This is a genomic window from Cupriavidus consociatus (assembly GCF_017814975.1).
Classification (GTDB): domain Bacteria; phylum Pseudomonadota; class Gammaproteobacteria; order Burkholderiales; family Burkholderiaceae; genus Cupriavidus; species Cupriavidus consociatus.
The window spans coordinates 155,178-176,411 of the sequence record NZ_JAGIQA010000010.1 but is presented as its reverse complement, the minus strand read 5'-3'; the positions used below and the strand labels follow the sequence as shown (position 1 = coordinate 176,411).

Sequence of the window (21,234 nt, the reverse complement as noted above, 5' to 3'; positions counted from 1 at the left end):
GCAGCGGCCCTTCCGGCAAACGCCGGCATTGTAATGCGATCAGGTCTTCGGCAGTGTGACACCGTGCTGACCCTGGTACTTGCCGCCCCGGTCGGCGTACGAGGTCTCGCAGATTTCGTCGCTTTCGAAGAACAGCACCTGGGCGCAGCCTTCGCCGGCGTAGATCTTGGCGGGCAGCGGCGTGGTGTTGGAAAACTCCAGCGTCACATAACCTTCCCATTCCGGCTCGAACGGGGTCACGTTGACGATGATGCCGCAACGCGCGTAGGTGCTCTTGCCCAGGCAGATGGTCAGCACGCTGCGCGGGATGCGGAAATATTCCATCGTCCGCGCCAGCGCAAAGGAATTCGGCGGAATGATGCAGACATCACCCTTGAAGTCCACGAAGGACTTCTCGTCAAAATTCTTCGGGTCGACGATGGTGCTGTTGATGTTGGTGAAGATCTTGAATTCGTCGGCACAGCGGATGTCGTAGCCGTAGCTCGAAGTGCCGTACGACACGATCTTGCGCCCGTCGGCCTCCCGGACCTGGCCTGGCTCGAACGGCTCGATCATGCCGTGCTGCTCCGCCATGCGGCGGATCCATTTGTCGGATTTGATGCTCATAGAGGTTGGGAGGTAGACACACTGGCTCGGAGTGCGCCGCATTGTACAACCATTCCGCCCGCGTTCCGTTGAGACAACACCGCATCCGTTCCCAGGCAATGAAGTGCCCCTTGAGCCACAATCAGGCAACCGCGTCTTCCGGAATCCGATGGCGGAACCGTTCGCGTCCCGTATAGAGCAGGAAATGCTTGCCGGTGCAGCGCGCAAACAGGGTCAGGTTGACCCGCCTGGCCATCTGGTACCCCATCTGCGTCACGCCCGAGCGCGACAGCAGGAACGGGATGCCCATCTGCGCCCCCTTGATGACCATTTCCGATGTCAGGCGGCCGGTGGTGTAGAAAATCTTGTCGGCACCGGTCATGCCTTCCAGCCACATGCGGCCGGCAATTGCGTCGACCGCGTTGTGGCGACCGACGTCCTCGACGAACATCAGCAACTCGGTCCCCTTGAACAGCGCGCAGCCATGGACCGAGCCGGCCTGCTTGTAGACCGACTGCTGCAGCCGGATGGTGTCGATAATGCCGTACAGGGTGTCCTGGTCGAGCATGGCGTCCACCGGCAGGCGGATATTGTCGACCTCGTCCAGCAGCGAGCCGAATACCGTGCCCTGCCCGCAGCCGGTGGTCACCACGCGGCGCGCGGTGCGCTCCTCGATGCGATCGACGCCGGTGCGGGTGGTGACGGCGGCGGATTCCGTTTCCCAGTCGACCTGTACCGCGGCGATATCCTCGACCGATTCGACCAGGCGCTGGTTGCGCAGGTAGCCCAGCACGAGGTGCTCGGGCGCGCCGCCCAGCGTCATCAGCGTGACAAGTTCGCGCTTGTCGAGGTAGACGGTCAGCGGGCGCTCGCCCGGCAGGTAGGCCGCGCGCACGCGGCCCTGCTCGTCGACGACTTCGACCTCTTCGATCAGCGGAACGGCTGCCTGGGTAAGCTCGGGGCGCAGGATCATGACAGGAAGGCTCAGGGCTGCTGGAAGGTGCCCCGTGCCGTCCAGGCGACCATCGGGGCTGCGGTTACGGTGCCTTTGCGGGAGATTGTACCGCGCCGGGCGCAACTGGTTTGGCGTCGGCACCAGTGCTCGCGACCGCGGGCACCGGCGCTGCCGGGGCCGCCGCCACGGGCGCAACGAATGGTCCGGGATCGGCACACGGCGCGGTCTGCACCGCCGCGCGCGCGTCCTTGCCCTGTGCCTGGCGTTCCGCGTAGTAGCGTGTCGCGATCTTGTCCTGCGCACGGCATAGCTGGAAGGCGGCGACCTTGTCCGACCAGGCGGCGCGGGCCTTCGTCTCGGCAGCCTTGGCCTGCTGGGCTTCGCTGGGTGGCGGCAGCTTGGCCAGCGCGCCGGCGCTCAGGGTGGCGCCAGCGGCCAGGGCGATCAGCGTCAGGGTGCGTGTCATGATCCATCTTCCCGAAGTGTTGGGTGTCCTGCCTGATCAAGCTTCGCCGGGAGTATGCCGCGCGGCCCGGCCCGCCGCCTCCGGACTGGCCGGACCGGGGGAGCGCTGCGCCGGAATCTTGCCGGACTGGATGTCGTCGTACCAGAGCTCGTGATGCTCCTTTGCCCACGCTTCGTCGACCCAGCCGTCGCGCATGGCGCGGTATGCGCCTTCCATGCCAACCGTGCCCATGTAGATATGGCCGCACGCCATGGCGATCATCAGCGCGGCGGAAATGCCGTGGATCACGTTGGCGATCTGCATGGTCGCGCGGTAGTAATCCATGCCCGGCACGATCATGTCGAGCACCCAGCCCGAGGCCGACAGCACGATGCCGAAGATAAACACGCCGACCCAGAACCACATCTTCTCGCCGGCGTTGAAGCGCCCGCTCGGCACGTGCTTGCCCGAAGTGAGCCCGCCAAGGCGGGTGATCCAGCGCACGTCATCGCGGCTGGGCAGGTTATCGCGCACGAACACCACGAAGGCAGCGATCACCGACACCGTGAACACCGGCCCGACTACGTTGTGGAGGTTCTTCAGGATGTAGCTGAGCCAGCCGAACAGCATGTGCCCCATCAGCGGCAGCAGGAAATGCTTGCCCAGCAGCATGATGATGCCCGACACCGCCAGCACCACGAACGAGATCGCCATGGTCCAGTGGACGATGCGCTCCAGCGGGGTAAAGCGCTCGATCATGCGTCCGGTGCGCGGCTCGCGCAGCGGGATGGTGCCGCGCCACAGGTAGAAGCCAAGGATAGCCAGCGGGACCACCAGCAGCAGCCAGCCGCCCCAGACGGTGATTACGCCGTTGCGGAACAGGCGCCATTGCTGGCCGGTGCGCTGGATCAGCACGCCGGCTTCCCTGTCGGGGAGGCTGCTGTAGTGGCGCTGGTCGGAGTTGACCTCGCGCCAGACCGGCGCGTTGTTGCCGGGCTGCGTGACAGTGCGTTGCTGCTGCGACTGGGCCTCGGCGGCGATGTCGCGGCGCGGCACATTGAAAATGTTTTCCGAAGCAATGCCGGCCAGCGGTTGCGCCGGATGCGTGGCCGGATTGTTGGCGCCGGCGTTGTCCGACGCCGTGGCCGGGCCGGTCGACGGCCCCGGAGCGGGAGCCTGGGCCGCGGCGCTTCCAGCCACGGCCATCAGTGCCAGCGCGCCGGCCGCCAGCCAGCGGCGCCACCACCCGGCGCCCTGCCCGCTGCGGCATGCATTGTGCGACGGCGTCATACGCCCTCCTTCAGGTCATCGGGAGCCTGCGCGCGGATGGCGGCACCTCCCCACTGCGGCGCTTTCATTGCACGCGGTTGTACTCGTTCTGGTACTGGTTGCGCTGGCGGATCTGGTTATGCCAGCTGGTCTTGTCGCCCGCAGTCCAGCCCTTGGCGACGAAGGGGTCGTCGGGCGCGCCCTGGTAGGCCTGGGCGTCGGCCTTGCGGTGCGACTGGTTGATGGTCTGCGGCTTTTCGCCGCACGCGGCCAGCAGCGCGCCGCACAGTGTCAGCAGGGTGATGGCACAGGCGCGGCTCATGATGTCTGCCCTCCCTGAGCGCCGGTTGCGGCGGGGGTAGTCGGTGCAGCCGGCGCGGCAGGTGCGGCCGGCGTGGAGCGGGCCCCGGGCGCGTCTGGCCCGGCGGGACCAGCCGGCGCTGCCGGCGCCCCTGGCGCGGGCTTGGGCACGCCATAGGCAGTGCCCCAGCCGAACACGTCGCCGCCGGTCCCGCGCTTGATCACACGGTTGCGCAGGATGTCGGCAATCACGTCGCCATCGCCGCCCAGCAGCGCCTTGGTCGAGCACATCTCCGCGCACAAGGGCAGCTTGCCTTCGGCCAGCCGGTTGCGCCCGTACTTCTCGAACTCGGCCTCGCTGCCGTTCTTCTCCGGGCCCCCGGCGCAGAACGTGCACTTGTCCATCTTGCCGCGCACGCCGAAGGTGCCGGCCGACGGGAACTGCGGCGCGCCGAACGGGCAGGCATACGAGCAGTAGCCGCAGCCGATGCACACGTCCTTGTCGTGCAGCACCACGCCGTCGTCGGTGCGGTAGAAGCAGTCGACCGGGCACACCGCCATGCACGGTGCGTCGGAGCAGTGCATGCAGGCCACCGAGATCGATTTCTCGGCGCCGACCACGCCATCGTTGACGGTGACCACGCGGCGCCGGTTCACACCCCACGGCACCTCGTGCTCGTTCTTGCAGGCTGTGACGCAGCTGTTGCACTCGATGCAGCGCTCGGCGTCACAGATGAATTTCATGCGTGCCATGATGTTCCTCTGCTCTGTCCTGTGGCTTATGCAAACCGCTCGATCTGGCAAACGGTGGTCTTGGTCTCCTGCATCATCGTCACCGAGTCGTAGCCATACGTGGTGGCCGTGTTGACGGCTTCGCCCCGCACCACCGGCATCGCGCCTTCGGGGTAGTAGTCCCTCAGGTCCTTGCCCTGCCACCAGCCCGAGAAGTGGAACGGGATAAACGCGGTATCCGGCCCGACCCGCTCGGTCACCAGCGCGCGCACTTTCAGCGCGGCGCCGGTCGGCGTCCTGACCCAGCAGAAGTCGCCGTTGCGGATGCCGCGATCGGAGGCCGCACGCGGGTTGATCTCGACGAAGTTCTCCTGCTGCAGCTCGGCCAGCCACGGGTTGGAGCGGGTTTCCTCGCCGCCGCCCTCGTACTCGACCAGCCGCCCGGAGGTCAGGATGATCGGGAATTTCTCGTAGACCTTGTTCTCGATATTGCGCTGCTGCACCGACTTGTATAGCGTCGGCAGCCGCCAGAACGCCATCTTGTCGTCGTGGGTCGGGTACTTGGCGACCATGTCGGCCCGCGTCGAGTACAGCGGCTCGCGGTGCTGCGGGATCGGGTCCGGGAAGTTCCACACCACCGCCCGCGCCTTGGCGTTGCCGAACGGATGGCAGCCATGGTTCTTCAGCACCACGCGCTGGATGCCGCCGGAGAGATCGGTCTTCCAGTTCTTGCCTTCGGCCTTGGCCTTCTCGGCCTCGGTCAGGTCGTCCCACCAACCCAGCTTCTTCAGCAGCACGTGGTCGAATTCCGGATAGCCGGTGGTGATCTCCGCGCCCGCTGAATACGAGCCGTCCTCGGCCAGCAGGTTGACGCCATCGCGCTCCACGCCAAAGTTGGCGCGGAAGTTGCCGCCCCCGTCCATCACGTGCTTGCTGGTGTCATACAGGTTGGCCGAGCCCGGGTGCTTCAGCTCCGGCGTGCCGTAGCACGGCCACGGCAGGCCGAAGTAGTCGCCGGTCAGGTCGTAGCCCGTGACGGGGTCCTTGCCTTGCTTGCAGCGCAGCGTCTTGACGTCGAACATCTGCATATTGCGCATATGCGACTTCAGCCGTTCGGGCGACTGGCCGGTGTAGCCGATGGTCCAGTTGCTGGCGTTGATTTCGCGCAGGATCGATTCCGGCTCCGGTTCCATCCAGGTGCGGCCGGCGCGCTTGACCTCGATCATCTTGTAGTTCTTCGACAGCTCCTTGCCGAAGCCGAGCTTTTCGGCGAACGCCTGCATCAGCGTGTGGTCGGGCATCGACTCGAACAGCGGCTCGATGACCTTCTCGCGCCATTGCAGCGAGCGGTTCGAGGCCGTGCACGAGCCCGACGTCTCGAACTGCGTGCATGCCGGCAGCAGGTACACGGCGCGGTTCGGGTTGACCTTGTCGCCCTCGGCCGGCGGCATGTTGGCCATGGCCGCGGTCGCCGACGGGTAAGGATCGACCACCACCAGCAGGTCGAGCTTGTCCAGCGCCTTCTTCATTTCCAGCCCGCGCGTCTGCGAGTTGGGCGCATGGCCCCAGAAGAACACGCCGCGCACATTGTTGTCCTGGTCGATCAACTCGTTCTTCTCGGTGACGATATCGATCCAGCGCGACACCGTGGTGCCGGACTTCTCCATCATCGTCTGCGAGACGAACTGCTTCTTGATCCATTCGTAGTCCACGCCCCACACCGCCGCGTAGTGCTTCCACGCGCCGGTGGCCAGGCCGTAGTAGCCGGGCAGCGAGTCGGGGTTGGGCCCGACATCGGTGGCGCCCTGCACGTTGTCGTGGCCACGGAAGATGTTGGCGCCGCCGCCCGACACGCCGATATTGCCCAGCGCCAGCTGCACGATGCACGATGCGCGCACGATCGCGTTGCCGATGGTGTGCTGGGTCTGGCCCATGCACCAGACCAGCGTGCTGGGGCGGTTCTTGGCCATGATCTCGGCGACCATGTAGACCTGCGCCTCGGGCACGCCGGTGACCTCCTCGACCTTGTCCGGCGTCCACTTGGCCAGCACTTCTTCCTTGACCTTGTCCATGCCGTAGACGCGGTCGTTGAGGTACTTCTGGTCTTCCCAGCCGTTCTTGAACACGTGGTACAGCATCCCGAACAGGAAAGCGATGTCGGTGCCCGAGCGGATGCGCACATAGTGGTGCGCCTTGGCCGCGGTGCGGGTGAAGCGCGGATCGACCACGATCATCTTGCAGCCATTTTCCTTGGCATGCAGCATGTGCAGCATCGATACCGGGTGCGCCTCGGCCGCGTTCGAACCGATGTACAGCGCAGCCTTCGAGTTCTGCATATCGTTGTACGAGTTCGTCATCGCACCGTAGCCCCAGGTATTGGCCACGCCCGCCACGGTGGTCGAGTGGCAGATGCGCGCCTGGTGGTCGGTATTGTTGGTGCCGAAGAACGAAACCCACTTGCGCAGCAGATAGGACTGCTCGTTGCTGTGCTTGGACGAGCCGATGAAGAACAGCGAGTCCGGGCCGGTCTGCTGGCGGATCTCCTTCATCTTCGCGGTGATCTCGTCCAGCGCCTGGTCCCATCCGATGCGCTGGTACTTGCCGTTGACCAGCTTCATCGGGTACTTCAGCCGGTATTCGCCGTGGCCGTGCTCGCGCAGCGCGGCGCCCTTGGCGCAGTGCGCGCCCATGTTGAGGGGCGAATCGAACACCGGTTCCTGGCGAATCCACACGCCGTTCTGCACCACCGCGTCGACCGCACAGCCGACCGAGCAGTGGCCGCACACGGTGCGGCGCACGACGATGCCGCTCTTGCCGTCGGCGGCAGCCTTCTTGTCGTCTGCGGCTTCGGCCTTGCGCAGCAGCGTCAGTTGCGACGCCGCCAGGCCGGCACCGACGCCGATGCCCGAGCGCTTGAGAAAGCTGCGGCGGTCCATGGTCGGCATGGCGCCGGCCAGGCTTGCGGCGAGCCGCTGTGAGAGGCGTCCGGTTCCGGCTTGCGCGCCGGCAGGGTCGTGCCGGTTGGCGACGCCGTCAGCGAGGCGGGCGGATGCGCCCTGCGCCGCGCGTTTGCGGGTCAAGATCATGTCTCACCTCAGATGCGGACGAGAGCCGTCCGGTTGCTGGCGGCGCGGCGAACCACGCCGCCCTGGCATTTACACCAGTGTGGTCCGGTAGTACTTGCGAATGTGTTCCGAGACCCGGTAGCCCTTGTTGTCCGACGAGGTGTCGGCGGGTTCCGGCAGAGCGGCGGCCTGGTCCGGTAGTGCCGGCCCACGCGCTGTCAGCGCTGCCGCGCCCGTTGCGGCAGCCACAACTCCAGCGCCCGCGAGAAACGAGCGGCGCGCGACCCGGGTTGGCTTCTCTCTCATGTGGGGGGCTCCTCGGCTGTCAAAGCCCGATGGTTTTCGCCGTTATGCGTTGTTATGCATATTCTAGAATCATCTTGCAGGAAAGACCATGATATGCAAGGGTTTTTCCTGACCTGCGGTCCTCAGTTCATCTCCAGCGCCAGCGCCTCGACATTGGCAAAAGCGGCCAGCAATGCGGCGACGCTGCGATAGAACCGCGCCTGCGGGTGCGCGTTCACTGCATCGCACAATTTCTCGACCCAGGGCTGCAGGTGCCGCGCGTAGAAGCGCTGCTGCTCGCCGAGGTTGGACACCGACAAATCATCGCCTGCCACCAGGAAGCGCATCACCTCGCACACCGTGGCGATGTGGTCTTCGGTCTCGCTTACGCCGTCGTGGCGCTCCAGGCCATAGCGGGCCAGGTCTTCGCGCAGCGCCACCAGGGGGCGCTCGTTGAGAAAGCCGGTCAGGTAGAACGAGCCATAGAGGAACACATCCTGCCGGCCCACGCCGACGAATAGTTGCCGGTATTCCTCCTCAGCCTCAGCCGCCGTGGTCTCGGCTGCTGCGTCGCACAACGCGTTCCACGCCTTGCCCAGTACCGTATCGGCGTCTTCGCCGACGGCGCGGTTAGCCGCGATGTGGTGCAGCAGCGCGGCATCGGGGGGACGATAGAACAGCGTGGCCAGCAGGCCATACAGGTCGGCGCGTGCGGTGTCCTCGGCATCGTCGGCGGGCGGTGCGGCGGTAAGCTGGATCGGCTGGAAATCTGTCATGTCGTGATGAATTGTGTCGATGGCGGCTCAGCGCAGCGTGGCCCCGCTCACAGTGCCCGTATCGTGCTCCATCATGTCGACCACGCGGCAATCCGGGCACATCTTCAGCCGTTCGGCGGCGGCGCCGGCAAACGCCGGGTGGCCGGCCAGCCGGACCAGCATCGATTCCACCATCTGCGCCGTGCCGAACGGCTTGGCGCAGCGCACGCAATGGAACGGCTGGGTCTCGTTGAGCGTGACCGGGTGGCGTGCGGCCTCGCCGGCCAGCAGGCGCGGCACCAGCGTGATCGCATCTTCCGGGCAGGTTTTCTCGCACAGGCCGCACTGCACGCAGTTGCGTTCGATCAGGCTGAGCACCGGGCGCTCGGGGTTGTCGCGCAGGGCTTGCGCCGGGCAGGCGCCGACGCACGCCATGCACAAGGTGCACTTGCCGGTATCGACGGCAATCGCGCCAATCGGCGCGGCCGCCGGCAGCGGCACGATGTCGGCGGGCACCGGCGCGTGGCGCACCAGATGCTCAAGCACGAAGTCCAGCATCTCGCGCTTGGCCGCAACGGCGCCGAACGGCGCCGGCGGCAGCGCATTGCGGCCCGGACGCAACGCGGACAGGCCCGCATCCAGCTTCGGCGTATCGGCCGCCTCGACCAGCGACAGAACTTCGGCGTCGTAGCCCAGTCCCGCCAGCAATGCGCGGCCGACTTCCATCTGTTCACGCAACGCGGTGCGGTACTGCGGCGCCTCATCGCCGGTTAGCAGCACCGCCACGCGGCTGGCGCCCCAGCATAGCGCGGCCAGCCACAGCTCCAGCCCGGCCGCGGCCGGGTGAAACAGCGACAGCGGCATCACATTGGCGGGCACGCCGTCGGCACGACCCGCGCGCGCGGCGCGGCCCAGCGCCAGCAAGGCGGGCGTGCCATATTCCTCGCCGTGCAGCAACACGATCGGGTCGCGTGCGCCGGCCTTCCGGTAAGCGGCCAGCAGCGTACGCAGACGCGTGCCGGTCGTCTCCGGACCGGGATAGCCATAGCTGATGGCACCGCTGGGGCACACCGTGGTGCAGGCCCCGCAGCCCATGCACAGGCTGGGCGTGACTTCGATGCGGCCCTTGCCGTCATGCCAGCGCGACTGGATCGCCCGGGTCGAACAAATGTCGATACAAGCCGTGCAGCCGGTGGTCTGGTTGCGGCCATGCGCGCACAGGCTGTCCTTGTAGCGAAAGAACTTCGGCTTCTCGAACTCGCCTACCAGGCCCGCCAGCGTCAGCGCCAGCGCTTGCTGCCGCGCCGGATCGGCGCCGGCGTGCAGGTAGCCTTGCGGCGGCTGGTGCATGGTGAAGGCCGGTTGGTCGCACAGGTCGAAGACCAGGTCGAAGCGGCCCTGCACGGTGCCCTGCGGCCGGTCGAAATCGATGGCCGCGGCCGCGCCGCAGGCGCGCACGCAGTCGCGGTGCGAGCGGCACCGGGACAGGTCGATTTGATAGCTGAAATCGATCGCATTTTCGGGGCAGGCGTCGATGCAGGCATTGCAGCGGGTGCACAGGTCCAGGTCAATGGGGTTGCTGCGTCCCGCGCCGGTTTCCCAGCTGGCCTCGAAGGCACCAAGCCATCCGGCAAGCGCGGACAGCCGTCCACTATGGACCGGATAAGTACGCCCGAAAGGCTGCGCGGCAGCGGCCTCGCCCGGCGCGCTGCCCGTCAGCAGTACCGTGACTTCGAACTGCATGGACGCAAGCCGTTCGGCCCAGGGCAGCGCGCGCTGCGCGGGGCCCAGCACCAGCACCGAGCCGTCGCAGCGGTAGTCCACCACGGGCACCGGCTCCGGTTCGGGCAACGCAGCCACCGCCAGCAGCGCGGCGATCTTGGCATTGGCGGTACGCGGATCGCGCCGCGCGCCCTGCGACCAGCCACCGGTCTCGCGGATATTGACGAAGCGGACCGGCGCGGTCACCACCGGCCGGCCATCCTGGCCTTGCGCGGTCTGCGCGGCGACTTCGGTAAACAGCGCGCGCTCCTGCGTGCAGGCCACGATGACATCGTCGGTGCCGTCCAGCGCAGCGGTGAAGGCGCCAATTTCGCGCCGGCACAGCAGATGGTGGACCTTAAGCGGACCGTGTTGCGAACCTTGTTGCGGGCCCTGACAGGCTTCCGACAGCGCCGCCCCGTCAAGCGGCATGGTGTCGTTGCAATTGCAGATCAGCGTCGGCATGGCGAATGCGGCTGACCGGTCCGGACGTCCTTCTTGCGAGGATCTGCGGCCCGGCGGATTGTGGGATGCCTATTGTAGGCTGCGCTGCCCGGTCGGGCTACGCGCACTTATCCTGATCTTGCGGGTCTTGCGGGCCCTGTTTTGCGCTTTGACTGGCCACCGGCGGCGGCGTTTCGGAGGATGCGGGTATGTCCGTAGCAACGGCCGGGTCGCTGGCCAAGGCAGGCGCCGCCGGCGGTACATCGTCCGCCTGGGCGTCCGGTTTAGCGTCCGCTTGTGCATCCACGTGGGCATCCGCTGGCGCGTCCGGCTGTGCGGCGGCGGCCGCCTGGGCTGCCGCGCGCTCCTCGTCGGTCGGCTCGAACAACCCCAGCGACTCGGCCTGGCGCAGCTGGCGCAGGATCTCGGGCGGGATCGGGTCGGGCCTGCTGTAGTCGTCGATGTAGGTATCGAGGCCGTCCATCACATTGAAGTGCGGATCGGCAAACAACGTCTTGAGCGCGGCGCGCTTGACCGTTTCATCGACGCCGCGCGCCACGAAGCGCGCAATGTTGTCGCCGGGGTGCAGCGCCGCCACGTCCGCCAGGGTCGGCGGCGGAACTTCCGGCTCGGCCTCCGGCACCGCGGCCGCAGCTTCCGGTGGCACGGGCAACGATGGCGTCTCGGCAGGCTGCGCCGGTTCCGCCGGCACGGCCACACCCTCCCGCACCGCGGCCTTGCGGCGCGACCAGCGTGACAGGAAGGACGAATCGCTCATCGGCTTACGGGGGCTTACGCGGATAGCAGGATCAGTAGCGCGCGCGGTCCTGCGGCGCCTTGAAGGATTCGGGCCGGCGCCGCTGCTTGGGTTCGGGCCGGTAATGCTCGCTGACGTAGGCCTGCAGCCAGTCGCGCTGCTCCGGCGCCAGCGGCACGTTCTCGACGATCTCGCCGGCGTCGAGCCAGCGGCCGGCTTCGTTGTACGACAGCGTGACCGTCATCGGCACCGGATGAGCGTCTTCACCGGTGCCACCGCCGTCCTCGTCCTCGGGCATGCGCCACAGCACGAACCAGCATGGCGTGGTCGAGGTCAGGTTCAGGTAGTAGCCCTCGCCCTGGTCGCGGAACAGTTCGACCTCGAAGCCGGGATACAGCCAGCGCGCGCCGTGTTCATCGTGTTCCAGGCAGACTGCATGCGTGCCGAACTCGCCCAGGTCCGGCAGCACCGCATCGAGCTGCCATTTCCATGGCTGCCAGCGGCTGGCCAGCGCAATTTTACGCATCACCACCGCCATGGTGACGGCGGGACGGGCGCCGGGTGGCGGCGACTTCGGCACGGGCGTGGTTTCGGCTTCCATGGCTCTCTGGCGCGGCAAGCCGCGCGCTCAGGTGTTCTGCACGACGATGCTCGGGAACTTGCTGGTCATGTCGCGCGCCTTGTCGGCGACCTTGATCGCCACCTTGCGCGCGATGCCACGGTACAGCTCGGCCACGGGACTGTCGGGCTCGGCCACCACGGTGGGGCGGCCCGAATCGGCCTGCTCGCGGATCTGCAGGTTCAGCGGCAGGCTGCCCAGCAGCTCCACGCCATAGTCGGCGCACATCTTCTCGCCGCCGCCCTGGCCGAAGATATGCTCGACATGGCCGCAGTTCGGGCAGCAGTACACCGCCATGTTCTCGACGATGCCGAGGATGGGGATGCCCACCTTCTCGAACATCTTCAGGCCCTTCTTGGCATCGAGCAGCGCGATGTCCTGCGGCGTGGTGACGATCACCGCGCCGGTGACCGGCACCTTCTGCGACAACGTCAGCTGGATATCGCCGGTGCCCGGCGGCATGTCGACGATCAGGTAGTCGAGGTCGTGCCAGTTGGTCTGGCGCAGCAACTGCTCCAGCGCCGAGGTGACCATCGGCCCGCGCCACACCATCGGGTTGTCCTGCTCGATCAGGAAGCCGATCGAGTTGGCCTGCACGCCGTGGCCTTCCAGCGGCTCCATGGTCTGGCCATCGGCGGATTCAGGGCGGCCGTCGATGCCGAGCATCATCGGCAGGCTGGGGCCGTAGATATCGGCATCGAGCATGCCCACGCGCGCGCCCTCGGCGGCCAGCGCCAGCGCCAGGTTGACGGCGGTGGTCGACTTGCCCACCCCGCCCTTGCCCGAGGCGACGGCAATCACGTTCTTCACGCCCGGCAGCAGCTTGACGCCCCGCTGCACCGCGTGCGCGACGATCTTCATGGTCACGGCCACGCTGACATTGGTGACGCCCGGCACTTCCCGCACGGCAGCAACCACCAGCTTGCGGATCGGGTCCAGCTGGCTCCTGGCGGGATAGCCCAGTTCGACTTCCAGCGAAACCTCGCCGCCGTCGACCCGGATGTTCCGGGCCGAGCGCGTGGACACCAGGTCCTTGCCCGTGTTGGGGTCGATGACGGTGCGCAGGGCTTCGGTGACCTGCTCAGTGCTGACGCTCAAGACAAACTCCGCTTGGTTTTTCTGAATGTGGGGGATGGACCGTAGGCCGGCGCCACCGGCTGGCCTGGCACCTAATGTATCAAAGTATGAAGCAACGGCCATGGGCAGCCGGAGAAGCGCGGGCAAACCCCTGCACCAGGTGTGGGATTACAGACATTTACAAATCTCACAACCTTGCACTTGTGCGCGGGCCGCCATATCCATATTGTAGTGCGGTTGGGCGGACACGCACCCGGCATTGGCCACCGAGCCGGTCGCGCCGCCGCAAACGCGTACAAAAGGGTTATCCGCGGTATCGCCATGGAGTTACCATCCGCATGCGGTACCAGGAACATTTACGGGATCATCAGAAGGAGAACGCATGAAGATCAAGCTCGTCACCGCCTCGCTCGCCGCCGCCACCCTGCTGGCCGCGGGTTGCGCCACCGAACAGCAGACCCACACGGCGGTCGGTACCGGCGTAGGCGCCGCAGTGGGCGCCGGGCTTGGCAACCTGATCGGCGGCAATACCACCGGCACGCTGGTCGGCGCGGCCGTGGGCGGTGCCGTCGGCGGTGCGACCGGCTATAACTGGAATGCCATCCGTGGCAAGCTGAACAAGGACACCGCCGGCACCGGCACCCAGATCACCGAGCAGCCGGACGGCTCGCTGAAGGTGAACATCCCCAGCCAGGTGACCTTCGATACCGACAGCGCCAGCATCAAGCCGTCGTTCCGCTCCGTGCTCGACCAGGTCGCCCAGACGCTGGGCCAGCACCAGGATGTCAGCGCCAGCGTCGTGGGCCATACCGACAGCACCGGCAACCCCAACTACAACATGCAGCTGTCGCAGCGCCGGGCCCAGAGCGTGGCGAGCTATCTGGGTGACCGCGGCGTCGCACGGAACCGCCTGACGGCCGAGGGCCGGGGCCAGGCCCAGCCCGTTGCAGACAACGCCACCGAGGCCGGCCGGCAACAAAATCGCCGCGTCGAAATTTTTTTGAAACCAATTCAGGGATGACCTAGTCATAGAAACAGGTACCGCTTGCCACCGTTGCTGGCTCGCGATGGGTGGCTGACCTCCCGGGCGGTGCCTGATTTCTCCTCCTTTTCCGTTGTGGAAAGCTGCGCCGGCACTGACCGGCGCTTTTTTTTGACCGCTTGCAGCCAATCCCCCGCGCCATTTCGGAGGATTCCGCCATGCGGAACCGGCGCACCTGCGGCACGACGTTGCTAAAATACCCCTCCCCGGCACGCGCCCGCGCCGCGCGCAGCGCCGTCGCCACTGATATTCCCCGCTCCTGACCGGCCCTCCGTCTATGACCGCACGTCGCATCCTCGTCACATCCGCCCTGCCTTATGCCAATGGCCAGATCCATATCGGCCACCTGGTGGAATATATCCAGACCGATATCTGGGTGCGTTTCCAGCGCATGATGGGCAACGAGGTCTACTACGTCGGCGCCGACGACACACACGGCACCCCGGTGATGCTGCGTGCGGAGAAGGAAGGCATCACCCCGAAGGAGCTGATCGATCGCGTCTGGACCGAGCACAAGCGCGATTTCGACAGCTTCCTGGTGTCGTTCGACAACTACTACAGCACCGACGCGGAAGAAAACCGCGAGCTGTGCGAGAAGATCTACCTGGCCCTGAAGGCCGAGGACCTGATCGCCGAGCGCGATGTCGAGCAGTTCTTCGACCCGGTCAAGAACATGTTCCTGCCGGACCGGTTCATCAAGGGCGAGTGCCCGAAGTGCGGCGCCAAGGACCAGTACGGCGACTCGTGTGAAGTTTGCGGCACCACCTATGTGCCGACCGACCTGAAGAACCCGTATTCAGTCGTGTCGGGCGCCACGCCGGTGCGCAAGTCGTCGACGCACTTCTTCTTCAAGCTGTCCGATCCGCGCTGCGAGACCTTCCTGCGCGAATGGGTGGCCGACCTGGCGCAGCCCGAGGCTGCCAACAAGATGCAGGAATGGCTCGGCGGCGAGGGCGAGGCCTCGACCCTGTCCGACTGGGACATCTCGCGCGACGCGCCCTACTTCGGCTTCGAGATCCCCGGCGCGCCCGGCAAGTATTTCTATGTGTGGCTGGACGCGCCGATCGGCTACTACGCCAGCTTCAGGAACCTGGCGCAGCAGCGCGGCATCGACTTCGACGCCTGGGTCGGCCCGCACTCGACCGCCGAGCAGTACCACTTCATCGGCAAGGACATCCTGTACTTCCACACGCTGTTCTGGCCGGCGATGCTGCGCTTCTCGGGCTACCGCACCCCGACCAACGTGTTCGCGCACGGCTTCCTGACGGTGGACGGCGCCAAGATGAGCAAGTCGCGCGGCACCTTCATCACCGCGCAGAGCTACATCGACACCGGCATGAACCCGGAATGGCTGCGCTACTACTTCGCCGCCAAGCTCAATGCGAGCATGGAAGACCTGGACCTGAACCTGGACGACTTCATCGCCCGGGTCAACAGCGACCTGATCGGCAAGTACGTCAATATCGCCAGCCGTGCGGCGGGCTTCCTGGTCAAGCGCTTCGAAGGCAAGGTCGACGAGGCCGCGCTGGCGCATCCGCTACTGGAGCAGCTGCGCCAGGCCGCGCCGCAGATCTCGCAGCTGTATGAAGCACGCGAGTACAGCAAGGCGCTGCGCCAGGTGATGGAGCTCACCGACACGGTCAACGCCTTCGTCGACACCGAGAAGCCTTGGGAACTGGCCAAGGACGAGAGCAAGCGCGCCGCGCTGCACGCCGCGTGCTCGGTGTCGCTGGAAGCCTTCCGCCTGCTGACGGTGTACCTGAAGCCGGTGGTGCCGAACGTGGCCGCCGGCGTCGAACGCTTCCTGAACGTCGAGCCGCTCGACTGGCGCGCGATCGACAAGCAGCTGTCCGCGGCCAACCCGGTGCAGGCCTACCAGCACCTGATGACGCGCGTCGATGCCAAGCAGGTCGACGCACTGCTGGCGGCCAACCGCGAATCGCTGCAGGCCACGGCGGCGCCCGCCGCCGCGGCACCGTCGATCGAGCCGGTGGCCGAGACCATCACCATCGACGATTTCGCCAAGGTCGATCTGCGTGTGGCGAAGATCGTCGAGTGCCAGAAGGTCGAAGGCTCCAGCAAGCTGTTGCAGCTGACGCTGGACCTGGGCGAGGGCAAGACCCGCAATGTTTTCTCGGGCATCCAGTCGGCCTACACGCCGGAGCAGCTGGTCGGAAAGCTGACCGTGGTGGTGGCCAACCTGGCACCGCGCAAGATGAAGTTCGGCATGTCCGAGGGCATGGTCCTGGCGGCATCGGCCGCTGACGAAAAGGCCGCCCCGGGCCTGTACATCCTGGAACCGCACGGCGGCGCCGTGCCGGGCATGCGCATCCGCTGAAACGGATCGCCAGGGAAAAACGGCGGCGCCTTCGGGCGGCCGCCGTTTTTTTTTAGCCCTGAGGAAGCCTCAGCCGCCCTGCATCTTCGACGGATCGTCGCTGCGCGAAGTCGTCGTCACCGTGCCGTCGCTGTTGAAATGCACATTGAAGAAAGCCTTGTCGGTCGAGGTCTCCATCCAGCGGTAGCCCCACACCTCTTCCTTCTTCAGCGCGAAGGCCTCGACCTTGGTCGGCTTGCCCAGCAGGCGCCGGATATCGTCCTTGCTCATGCCGGCGCGCACGCGCGCGAAGTTCTCCGGCGTCAGCACCTGCTCGATGCGCGCGACCTTGCCATCGGCGCCGATGGTGACCATCCACGTGGTGGTGCCCTCGGGCCCGCGCGGGTATTCCAGCCGGCGGCCGCCGTCGGCCTCTTCCCAGATGATCTCGGGCTTGCCGGCCTGGCGCCGCAGCTCTTCCTCGGTGGACTGGCCGGGCACGATGCCCTTGAACAGCTCGCTGTCGGGCTTGATCGCGTTCCAGGTGTTGCGCGCGGTCTCGCCCGCCTTCTTCATCGCTTCATCGACCTTGCGCTGGTCGCAGCCGAACAGCGCAAGCACAGAGGCAATCAGTCCCATGGCGGCAAGGCGTCGCGGCGACGCGTAGTTGGCTAAGAGGGGCTTGTCGCGCATGTCAGCGGCGCACGGGTTCGGCGATGACTGCCGAAGCGGCCGCCGCCGCACTTTCCGGATCGAGTGTCTGGCCGTCATCCTGGCTCCTGCTGGTGCCGCTGCGGTTCGAGGCGCCCGAGAACAGGATCGCCCAGCTGTCGAAGCGGCGGTTGAACAAGACCGACAATCCGTTGATGGAGCCGCCCTTTGCAATCAGCGACCAGCGCCGCGAGAACTGCCAGGTCAGCTTCACCACGTTGGAAGCCGAGGTCAGGCTCTGTTCGTAGCCCACCGCGATCTGGTCGGTGATGGCCTTGCCCATGCTGACCACCTGCTGGTCGTTCAGGCCAGCGGTGCTGGGCCCGATCGAGAACTCGTCAATGCCGAAATGCGAGACGATACCCTTGCCCGCCTTGCCGCCGATCAGGCCGAGCGCCGCGCCGCCCAGCGCGGCACCGCCCAGTTGGCGCTGCTGCCCCGCGGCGGCGCTTTCGGCGCCGTAGCCGAACATCAGCCAGGACAGCTTGTCTTCGTCGGGCACGTTGGGCTCCGACACCAGCCGCACGCGCGGCAGCCGCACCGTGCCGGTCACCTCGACGCCCGCCTCCACTTCCTGGTTGCGGCGCATGGCCCGGATATTCATGTTCGGGTTGTCGATCGGCCCGTTGAAATTGATGATACCGCGCTCGATGTTCAGCTTGCGGCCGAACGCCTCGTAGGTGCCATCCGTCACGCGCACCGTGCCGACGGCCTTGAGCGGCACCAGCGGTTCGCTCTTGACCCCGAGCTGGCCGGCCAGCAGCAGGTCGGCGCCCGCACCGCGGAAGCGGAAGTCGTTGCCCAGGTCAACGGTCAGGTCGATCACCGGGCTGAACTTGCTCGCCGGCTTGGTCTCGGGCACCACCGGCGTCGCGGCGGTCTTGACCGCGCGCTGGTCCTTGCGGCGGATTACCACCACGTCGTCGCCCAGCACCGGCGCGCCGGCCTTGGGCAGATCGAACAGGCCGCGGTCGACGCGGAATTTGCCGCGGATCACGATCTGCTTGTTCTCGTTGGCGATGCTGGCGTCGCCCGACACCACCAGCGTGCGTTCCGGGCTGGCAAACAGTTGCAGCTTGTCGGCGACGATCTTGCCGGTCAGGTTGGGATCGGCTTCGCCGAGCTTGACGTTGCCGGTGGCGGTGATCTTGCCGTCGCCGCCGTGGAACTCGACGTGCTTCAGCTCCACCGTGTTCTGGTCCAGCGCCACGCGCACGGTGCCATCGGTCAGGCGCAGGCCCAGGTCGTACAGCGTGACGGCGAGGTTGTCGCCATCGACGGTGCCGGCCAGCAGCGGCGCGCCGACCGTGCCGCCCAGCCGCAACGCGGCGGCAAGGCGCCCGTCGAAGGCATACTGCGGCCCGGTCAGCGCCTCGAGCGATTTCAGTCGTGGCACGTCGACCGTGACAGTGCCCGCCAGCGTCGACGCCGGCCCCACCGTCTGCAGGCCCTGCTCCTGCACCAGCCCCGCCGAGGCATCGACCGCCACCTTGCCGATGCGCCCCGACACCATGCCCCCGCGCAGCGCGATGCGGTTGCCGCCCGCTTCGGCGCGCAGGCTGGTCTCGCCCAGGCCCATCGTGGTAAAGCCGCGGCCGGCATTGACCGACAGGTCGCCGCTGCGCCGGCGCACTTCGGCAAACCCGCTCGCGGTCTCGGCCAGCGCCAGGTTCCAGCGGCCGTCGATGACCAGGTCGGAGCGCACCGGCGGCTTCTCGCCGGTGATGGTTTCCATCAGTTCGAGCACGTGGCCGACTTGCAGGCCGTTCAGCGCGCCCTGGCTGCGGATGCGGCCATGGTCCCAGTCGAAGCTGTCGATGGCGAGCGTGGCGTTGTCCAGCACCAGCCGCGTGGCACCGAGGCGCACGCGCTGGTCGGCGACCAGCAGCTGCGTCGGTGCGGCCAGCCGCAGGTTGACGGTGCTGCGCTCTTCGAGCGTGCGGATGGTGCCGTTCCAGCCATCCTTGCCTTTCCACGCGCCCTGCCCCGCCAGCGCCAGCTGCAGCGGCCGGCGGTTCAGCGTGCCGGCCGCCTTGACATCGAAGACGTGGCTGGCCTGGGTGCCGTTGAGGGTGGCATCGAGCGTGCTGAGGCTGGCCTGCGGCCCGCGGTAGTCGCGCGCCGCAAGCTGCACCGACAGCGGTCCCTCCAGCCCGCCGCGCACTTCCGCGCGGCCGCTGGCGCTGGCCACCTTGTGCGGCCCGACCTCAAGCGCCTGCGCGTTGTAGTCGGCCACTACCTCGGGCTTCTTCAGCGTTCCCGTGATGATGGCATCGAGCTTGAGCTTGCCGGCCACGCCGAACTTGAGCCGCTCCAGCTGCGGCGCGTCGACCGCCAGCCTGAGCTGGTCGCCGCGCGCGCCGAAGCTGCCGCGCAGGTTGGCCTGGTTGCCGGCCATGTCGAGCGCGGCCTCGCTCGGCAGCAGCCGCTCGCCGGCGAGCCGGACCTTGCCGCCGCCGGTCATGGGCAGGCCGGCGTATTCGCTCTCGTGCACGGCGAAATCGAGTGCCACGCCAAGCACCGGAGCAATCTCGCCACTGACGCTGAAGTCAGCGTTGATGCGGCCCGCAGCCACCTTGGCCAGCCGCGACGGATCGAACGACGCCAGCTTGCCCTTGAAGCTGAAGGGCTGCTTGTCCTTCAGCCCGAGCTTGCCTTCCGCGCTCAGCACGCCGGGGCCGACGGTCGCGCGCAGCGTGCCCAGCGTGACGGTGTCGGCGTCCATGCTGGCATCGGCGAACAGCTTGAGCGCGGCGCCGGACAGGTCTAGCGCCACGCTCTGCCGGCCGGGCTCCATGCGCAGCACCACCGGGCCGGACAGGCTGGCGCTGGTGAGCGAGCCATGCAGCGCCGCGGGATCGAGCCGCCGCACGTCAAGGTCGAAGCCGCCACGGCCATCGCGCAGCGTGCCGCCGCCGGTGATTTCGGCCTTGCCGGTCAGCGCCACGCGCAGGTCGCTGATGGCCTGCGTCATTTCGCTCAGTTCGACGTGGGCGCGCACCGAATGCACGGGCAGGCGCTCCTTGTCGAGCGGGCCGGCTTCGAGGTTGAGGATTTCGACATCGCCGGCCACGGCAAGCGGCGCGGGCGGCGGCACCGCGGCAGGTGCGGATGCGGGGGGGACGGATGCTGCGGGTGCGGATGCGGGCGCCGCCGGAGTCGCCGCCGCGCCATCCACCGGGCGCAGTTCGGCATGCACCGTCAGGTTGGCCTGCGGCGCGGTGGGGCTGAACAGCCGCGGGTTGATGCGCTCGCCATCGACCAGCAACTGGGTGAACGGCACCTTGCCGAACGGCGTCAGGTCGGCGCCGGCGCGCGCATGGATGCGGTCGCCGTTGGCCTGCAGCTCGGCGCGCAAGGCTTCGAGCGTGCCCCTGGCGGTGGCGTTGACGGCAAAGGATTCCTTTTGCCAGCTCGCTTCCAGCAGCGCCTCGGCGCTGAGCGGGAAGGGCGCGCGTGCGCCGATCTGGGCATTGGCCGCGAGCTTGCCGTACGGCGTCTCCAGCTTGTCCACGCTGACGCGATGGTGCTGGCCGTCGCTGTGCAGCGCGCCGGCCAGGTTGGCGAACACCATCGGCTCGGCAGCAGGCGCCGTGCCCTGCAGCAGCGCCAGCCGGTCCAGCGTCAGCGCGTCGACGTCGATCGCCAGCGGCAGTTCCAGCGACTTCGGCATCTGCGCCGGTTCGGTGCTCGGCTCCGACGGACCCAGCCGGACCTCGGCCTTGCCGATGCGCAGGTATTCGAAGTGCAGGCGGCGCGGCTGCCACGTCATGGCCCAGCTGCCATCGACGCGGTCCACCGTCACGCGGGTCTGGCCGCTGGCGAAGACCACGTCGCGCAAGCGCAAGCCGTGCGCGACCGTGCCGCCCTCGAGCCGGCCGTTGAGCATGCCGGCCGACAGCCGCGTGGCCAGGGTCCACAGGTGGCGCGTGCCGGCCTCGGTGCTCAACGCCGCCACGCCGGCGCCGATCAGCGCGATCACCAGCACCAACAGGATGCCAAGCAACCAGGCTAGCGCGCGCCAAACGCGCCGGCGCTTGCGCGGCGCGGGCGGGTTCGGCTCCTCGGGCGTGCCCTCGCCGGGCACGTCGGGCAGGTCGTGGGCGCTCATGCCG

17 protein-coding genes are annotated in these 21,234 nt (G+C 67.3%); 2 read left to right on the top strand and 15 right to left on the bottom strand.

Translation table 11 applies throughout. The annotated features are described in order from the left end of the window. Positions 1 to 39: 39 nt before the first annotated feature. The 13 genes from dcd to apbC all read right to left on the bottom strand — a co-directional run bounded on the left by dcd (position 40) and on the right by apbC (position 13,070). Positions 40 to 606, bottom strand: coding sequence for a dCTP deaminase (dcd, locus tag J8I82_RS15930; RefSeq protein ID WP_012353647.1), 567 nt, complete (start codon positions 604 to 606; stop codon positions 40 to 42). 121 nt (positions 607 to 727) lie between these two features. Next, positions 728 to 1,558: a formate dehydrogenase accessory sulfurtransferase FdhD gene (locus J8I82_RS15925; protein ID WP_209759083.1), complete on the bottom strand. Its 831-nt coding sequence runs from the start codon at positions 1,556 to 1,558 to the stop codon at positions 728 to 730. 64 nt (positions 1,559 to 1,622) lie between these two features. Then, positions 1,623 to 2,006 (bottom strand): hypothetical protein, encoded by a 384-nt coding sequence (locus tag J8I82_RS15920; protein ID WP_209759081.1) that lies wholly within the window; start codon positions 2,004 to 2,006, stop codon positions 1,623 to 1,625. A gap of 36 nt (positions 2,007 to 2,042) precedes the next feature. Continuing rightward, on the bottom strand, positions 2,043 to 3,275 hold the full coding sequence (locus J8I82_RS15915; RefSeq protein ID WP_209759078.1) for a formate dehydrogenase subunit gamma: 1,233 nt from the start codon (positions 3,273 to 3,275) through the stop codon (positions 2,043 to 2,045). 64 nt (positions 3,276 to 3,339) lie between these two features. Then, entirely contained in the window at positions 3,340 to 3,576 is a 237-nt protein-coding gene (locus J8I82_RS15910; protein WP_209759076.1) for a hypothetical protein, read from the bottom strand. Then, positions 3,573 to 4,307: a formate dehydrogenase FDH3 subunit beta gene (gene fdh3B, locus J8I82_RS15905; protein ID WP_209759074.1), complete on the bottom strand. Its 735-nt coding sequence runs from the start codon at positions 4,305 to 4,307 to the stop codon at positions 3,573 to 3,575. Before fdh3B ends, J8I82_RS15910 begins: the two co-directional genes overlap by 4 nt. Before the next feature lie 26 nt (positions 4,308 to 4,333). Further along, complete coding sequence (locus J8I82_RS15900) at positions 4,334 to 7,372, bottom strand: molybdopterin-dependent oxidoreductase (RefSeq protein WP_209759072.1); 3,039 nt, start codon at positions 7,370 to 7,372, stop codon at positions 4,334 to 4,336. A 69-nt stretch (positions 7,373 to 7,441) separates the two neighbouring features. After that, positions 7,442 to 7,657 (bottom strand): formate dehydrogenase, encoded by a 216-nt coding sequence (locus J8I82_RS15895; RefSeq protein WP_209759070.1) that lies wholly within the window; start codon positions 7,655 to 7,657, stop codon positions 7,442 to 7,444. Positions 7,658 to 7,779: 122 nt separating this feature from the next. Beyond that, positions 7,780 to 8,412, bottom strand: coding sequence for a TorD/DmsD family molecular chaperone (locus tag J8I82_RS15890; RefSeq protein WP_209759068.1), 633 nt, complete (start codon positions 8,410 to 8,412; stop codon positions 7,780 to 7,782). Positions 8,413 to 8,439: 27 nt separating this feature from the next. Continuing rightward, positions 8,440 to 10,617 carry a 4Fe-4S binding protein gene (locus tag J8I82_RS15885; RefSeq protein ID WP_209759066.1) on the bottom strand — a complete coding sequence of 726 codons (2,178 nt, stop codon included), beginning with the start codon at positions 10,615 to 10,617 and terminating at the stop codon, positions 8,440 to 8,442. Positions 10,618 to 10,714: 97 nt separating this feature from the next. Continuing rightward, a complete protein-coding gene (locus J8I82_RS15880) occupies positions 10,715 to 11,374 on the bottom strand; it encodes a DUF3306 domain-containing protein (protein ID WP_209759064.1) in 660 nt (219 codons plus the stop codon). Between the two features lie 31 nt (positions 11,375 to 11,405). Next, a complete protein-coding gene (locus J8I82_RS15875; protein ID WP_209759062.1) occupies positions 11,406 to 11,954 on the bottom strand; it encodes a DUF3305 domain-containing protein in 549 nt (182 codons plus the stop codon). A 27-nt stretch (positions 11,955 to 11,981) separates the two neighbouring features. Further along, entirely contained in the window at positions 11,982 to 13,070 is a 1,089-nt protein-coding gene (apbC, locus tag J8I82_RS15870; RefSeq protein WP_209759060.1) for an iron-sulfur cluster carrier protein ApbC, read from the bottom strand. Between the two features lie 361 nt (positions 13,071 to 13,431). Between apbC and J8I82_RS15865 the strand changes: the two genes are divergently transcribed. Together J8I82_RS15865 and metG are read left to right on the top strand one after the other, a co-directional pair. After that, positions 13,432 to 14,070 (top strand): YiaD family glycine zipper/OmpA-like lipoprotein, encoded by a 639-nt coding sequence (locus tag J8I82_RS15865; protein WP_209759058.1) that lies wholly within the window; start codon positions 13,432 to 13,434, stop codon positions 14,068 to 14,070. Between the two features lie 298 nt (positions 14,071 to 14,368). After that, positions 14,369 to 16,429 carry a methionine--tRNA ligase gene (gene metG, locus J8I82_RS15860; RefSeq protein ID WP_209759056.1) on the top strand — a complete coding sequence of 687 codons (2,061 nt, stop codon included), beginning with the start codon at positions 14,369 to 14,371 and terminating at the stop codon, positions 16,427 to 16,429. A 69-nt stretch (positions 16,430 to 16,498) separates the two neighbouring features. Here the strand turns inward: metG and bamE are convergent, their stop codons facing one another. Together bamE and J8I82_RS15850 are read right to left on the bottom strand one after the other, a co-directional pair. Next, positions 16,499 to 17,047 (bottom strand): outer membrane protein assembly factor BamE domain-containing protein, encoded by a 549-nt coding sequence (bamE, locus tag J8I82_RS15855; RefSeq protein ID WP_209759206.1) that lies wholly within the window; start codon positions 17,045 to 17,047, stop codon positions 16,499 to 16,501. Between the two features lie 55 nt (positions 17,048 to 17,102). Next, entirely contained in the window at positions 17,103 to 21,230 is a 4,128-nt protein-coding gene (locus J8I82_RS15850) for a translocation/assembly module TamB domain-containing protein (protein ID WP_209759048.1), read from the bottom strand. Positions 21,231 to 21,234 lie beyond the last annotated feature (4 nt).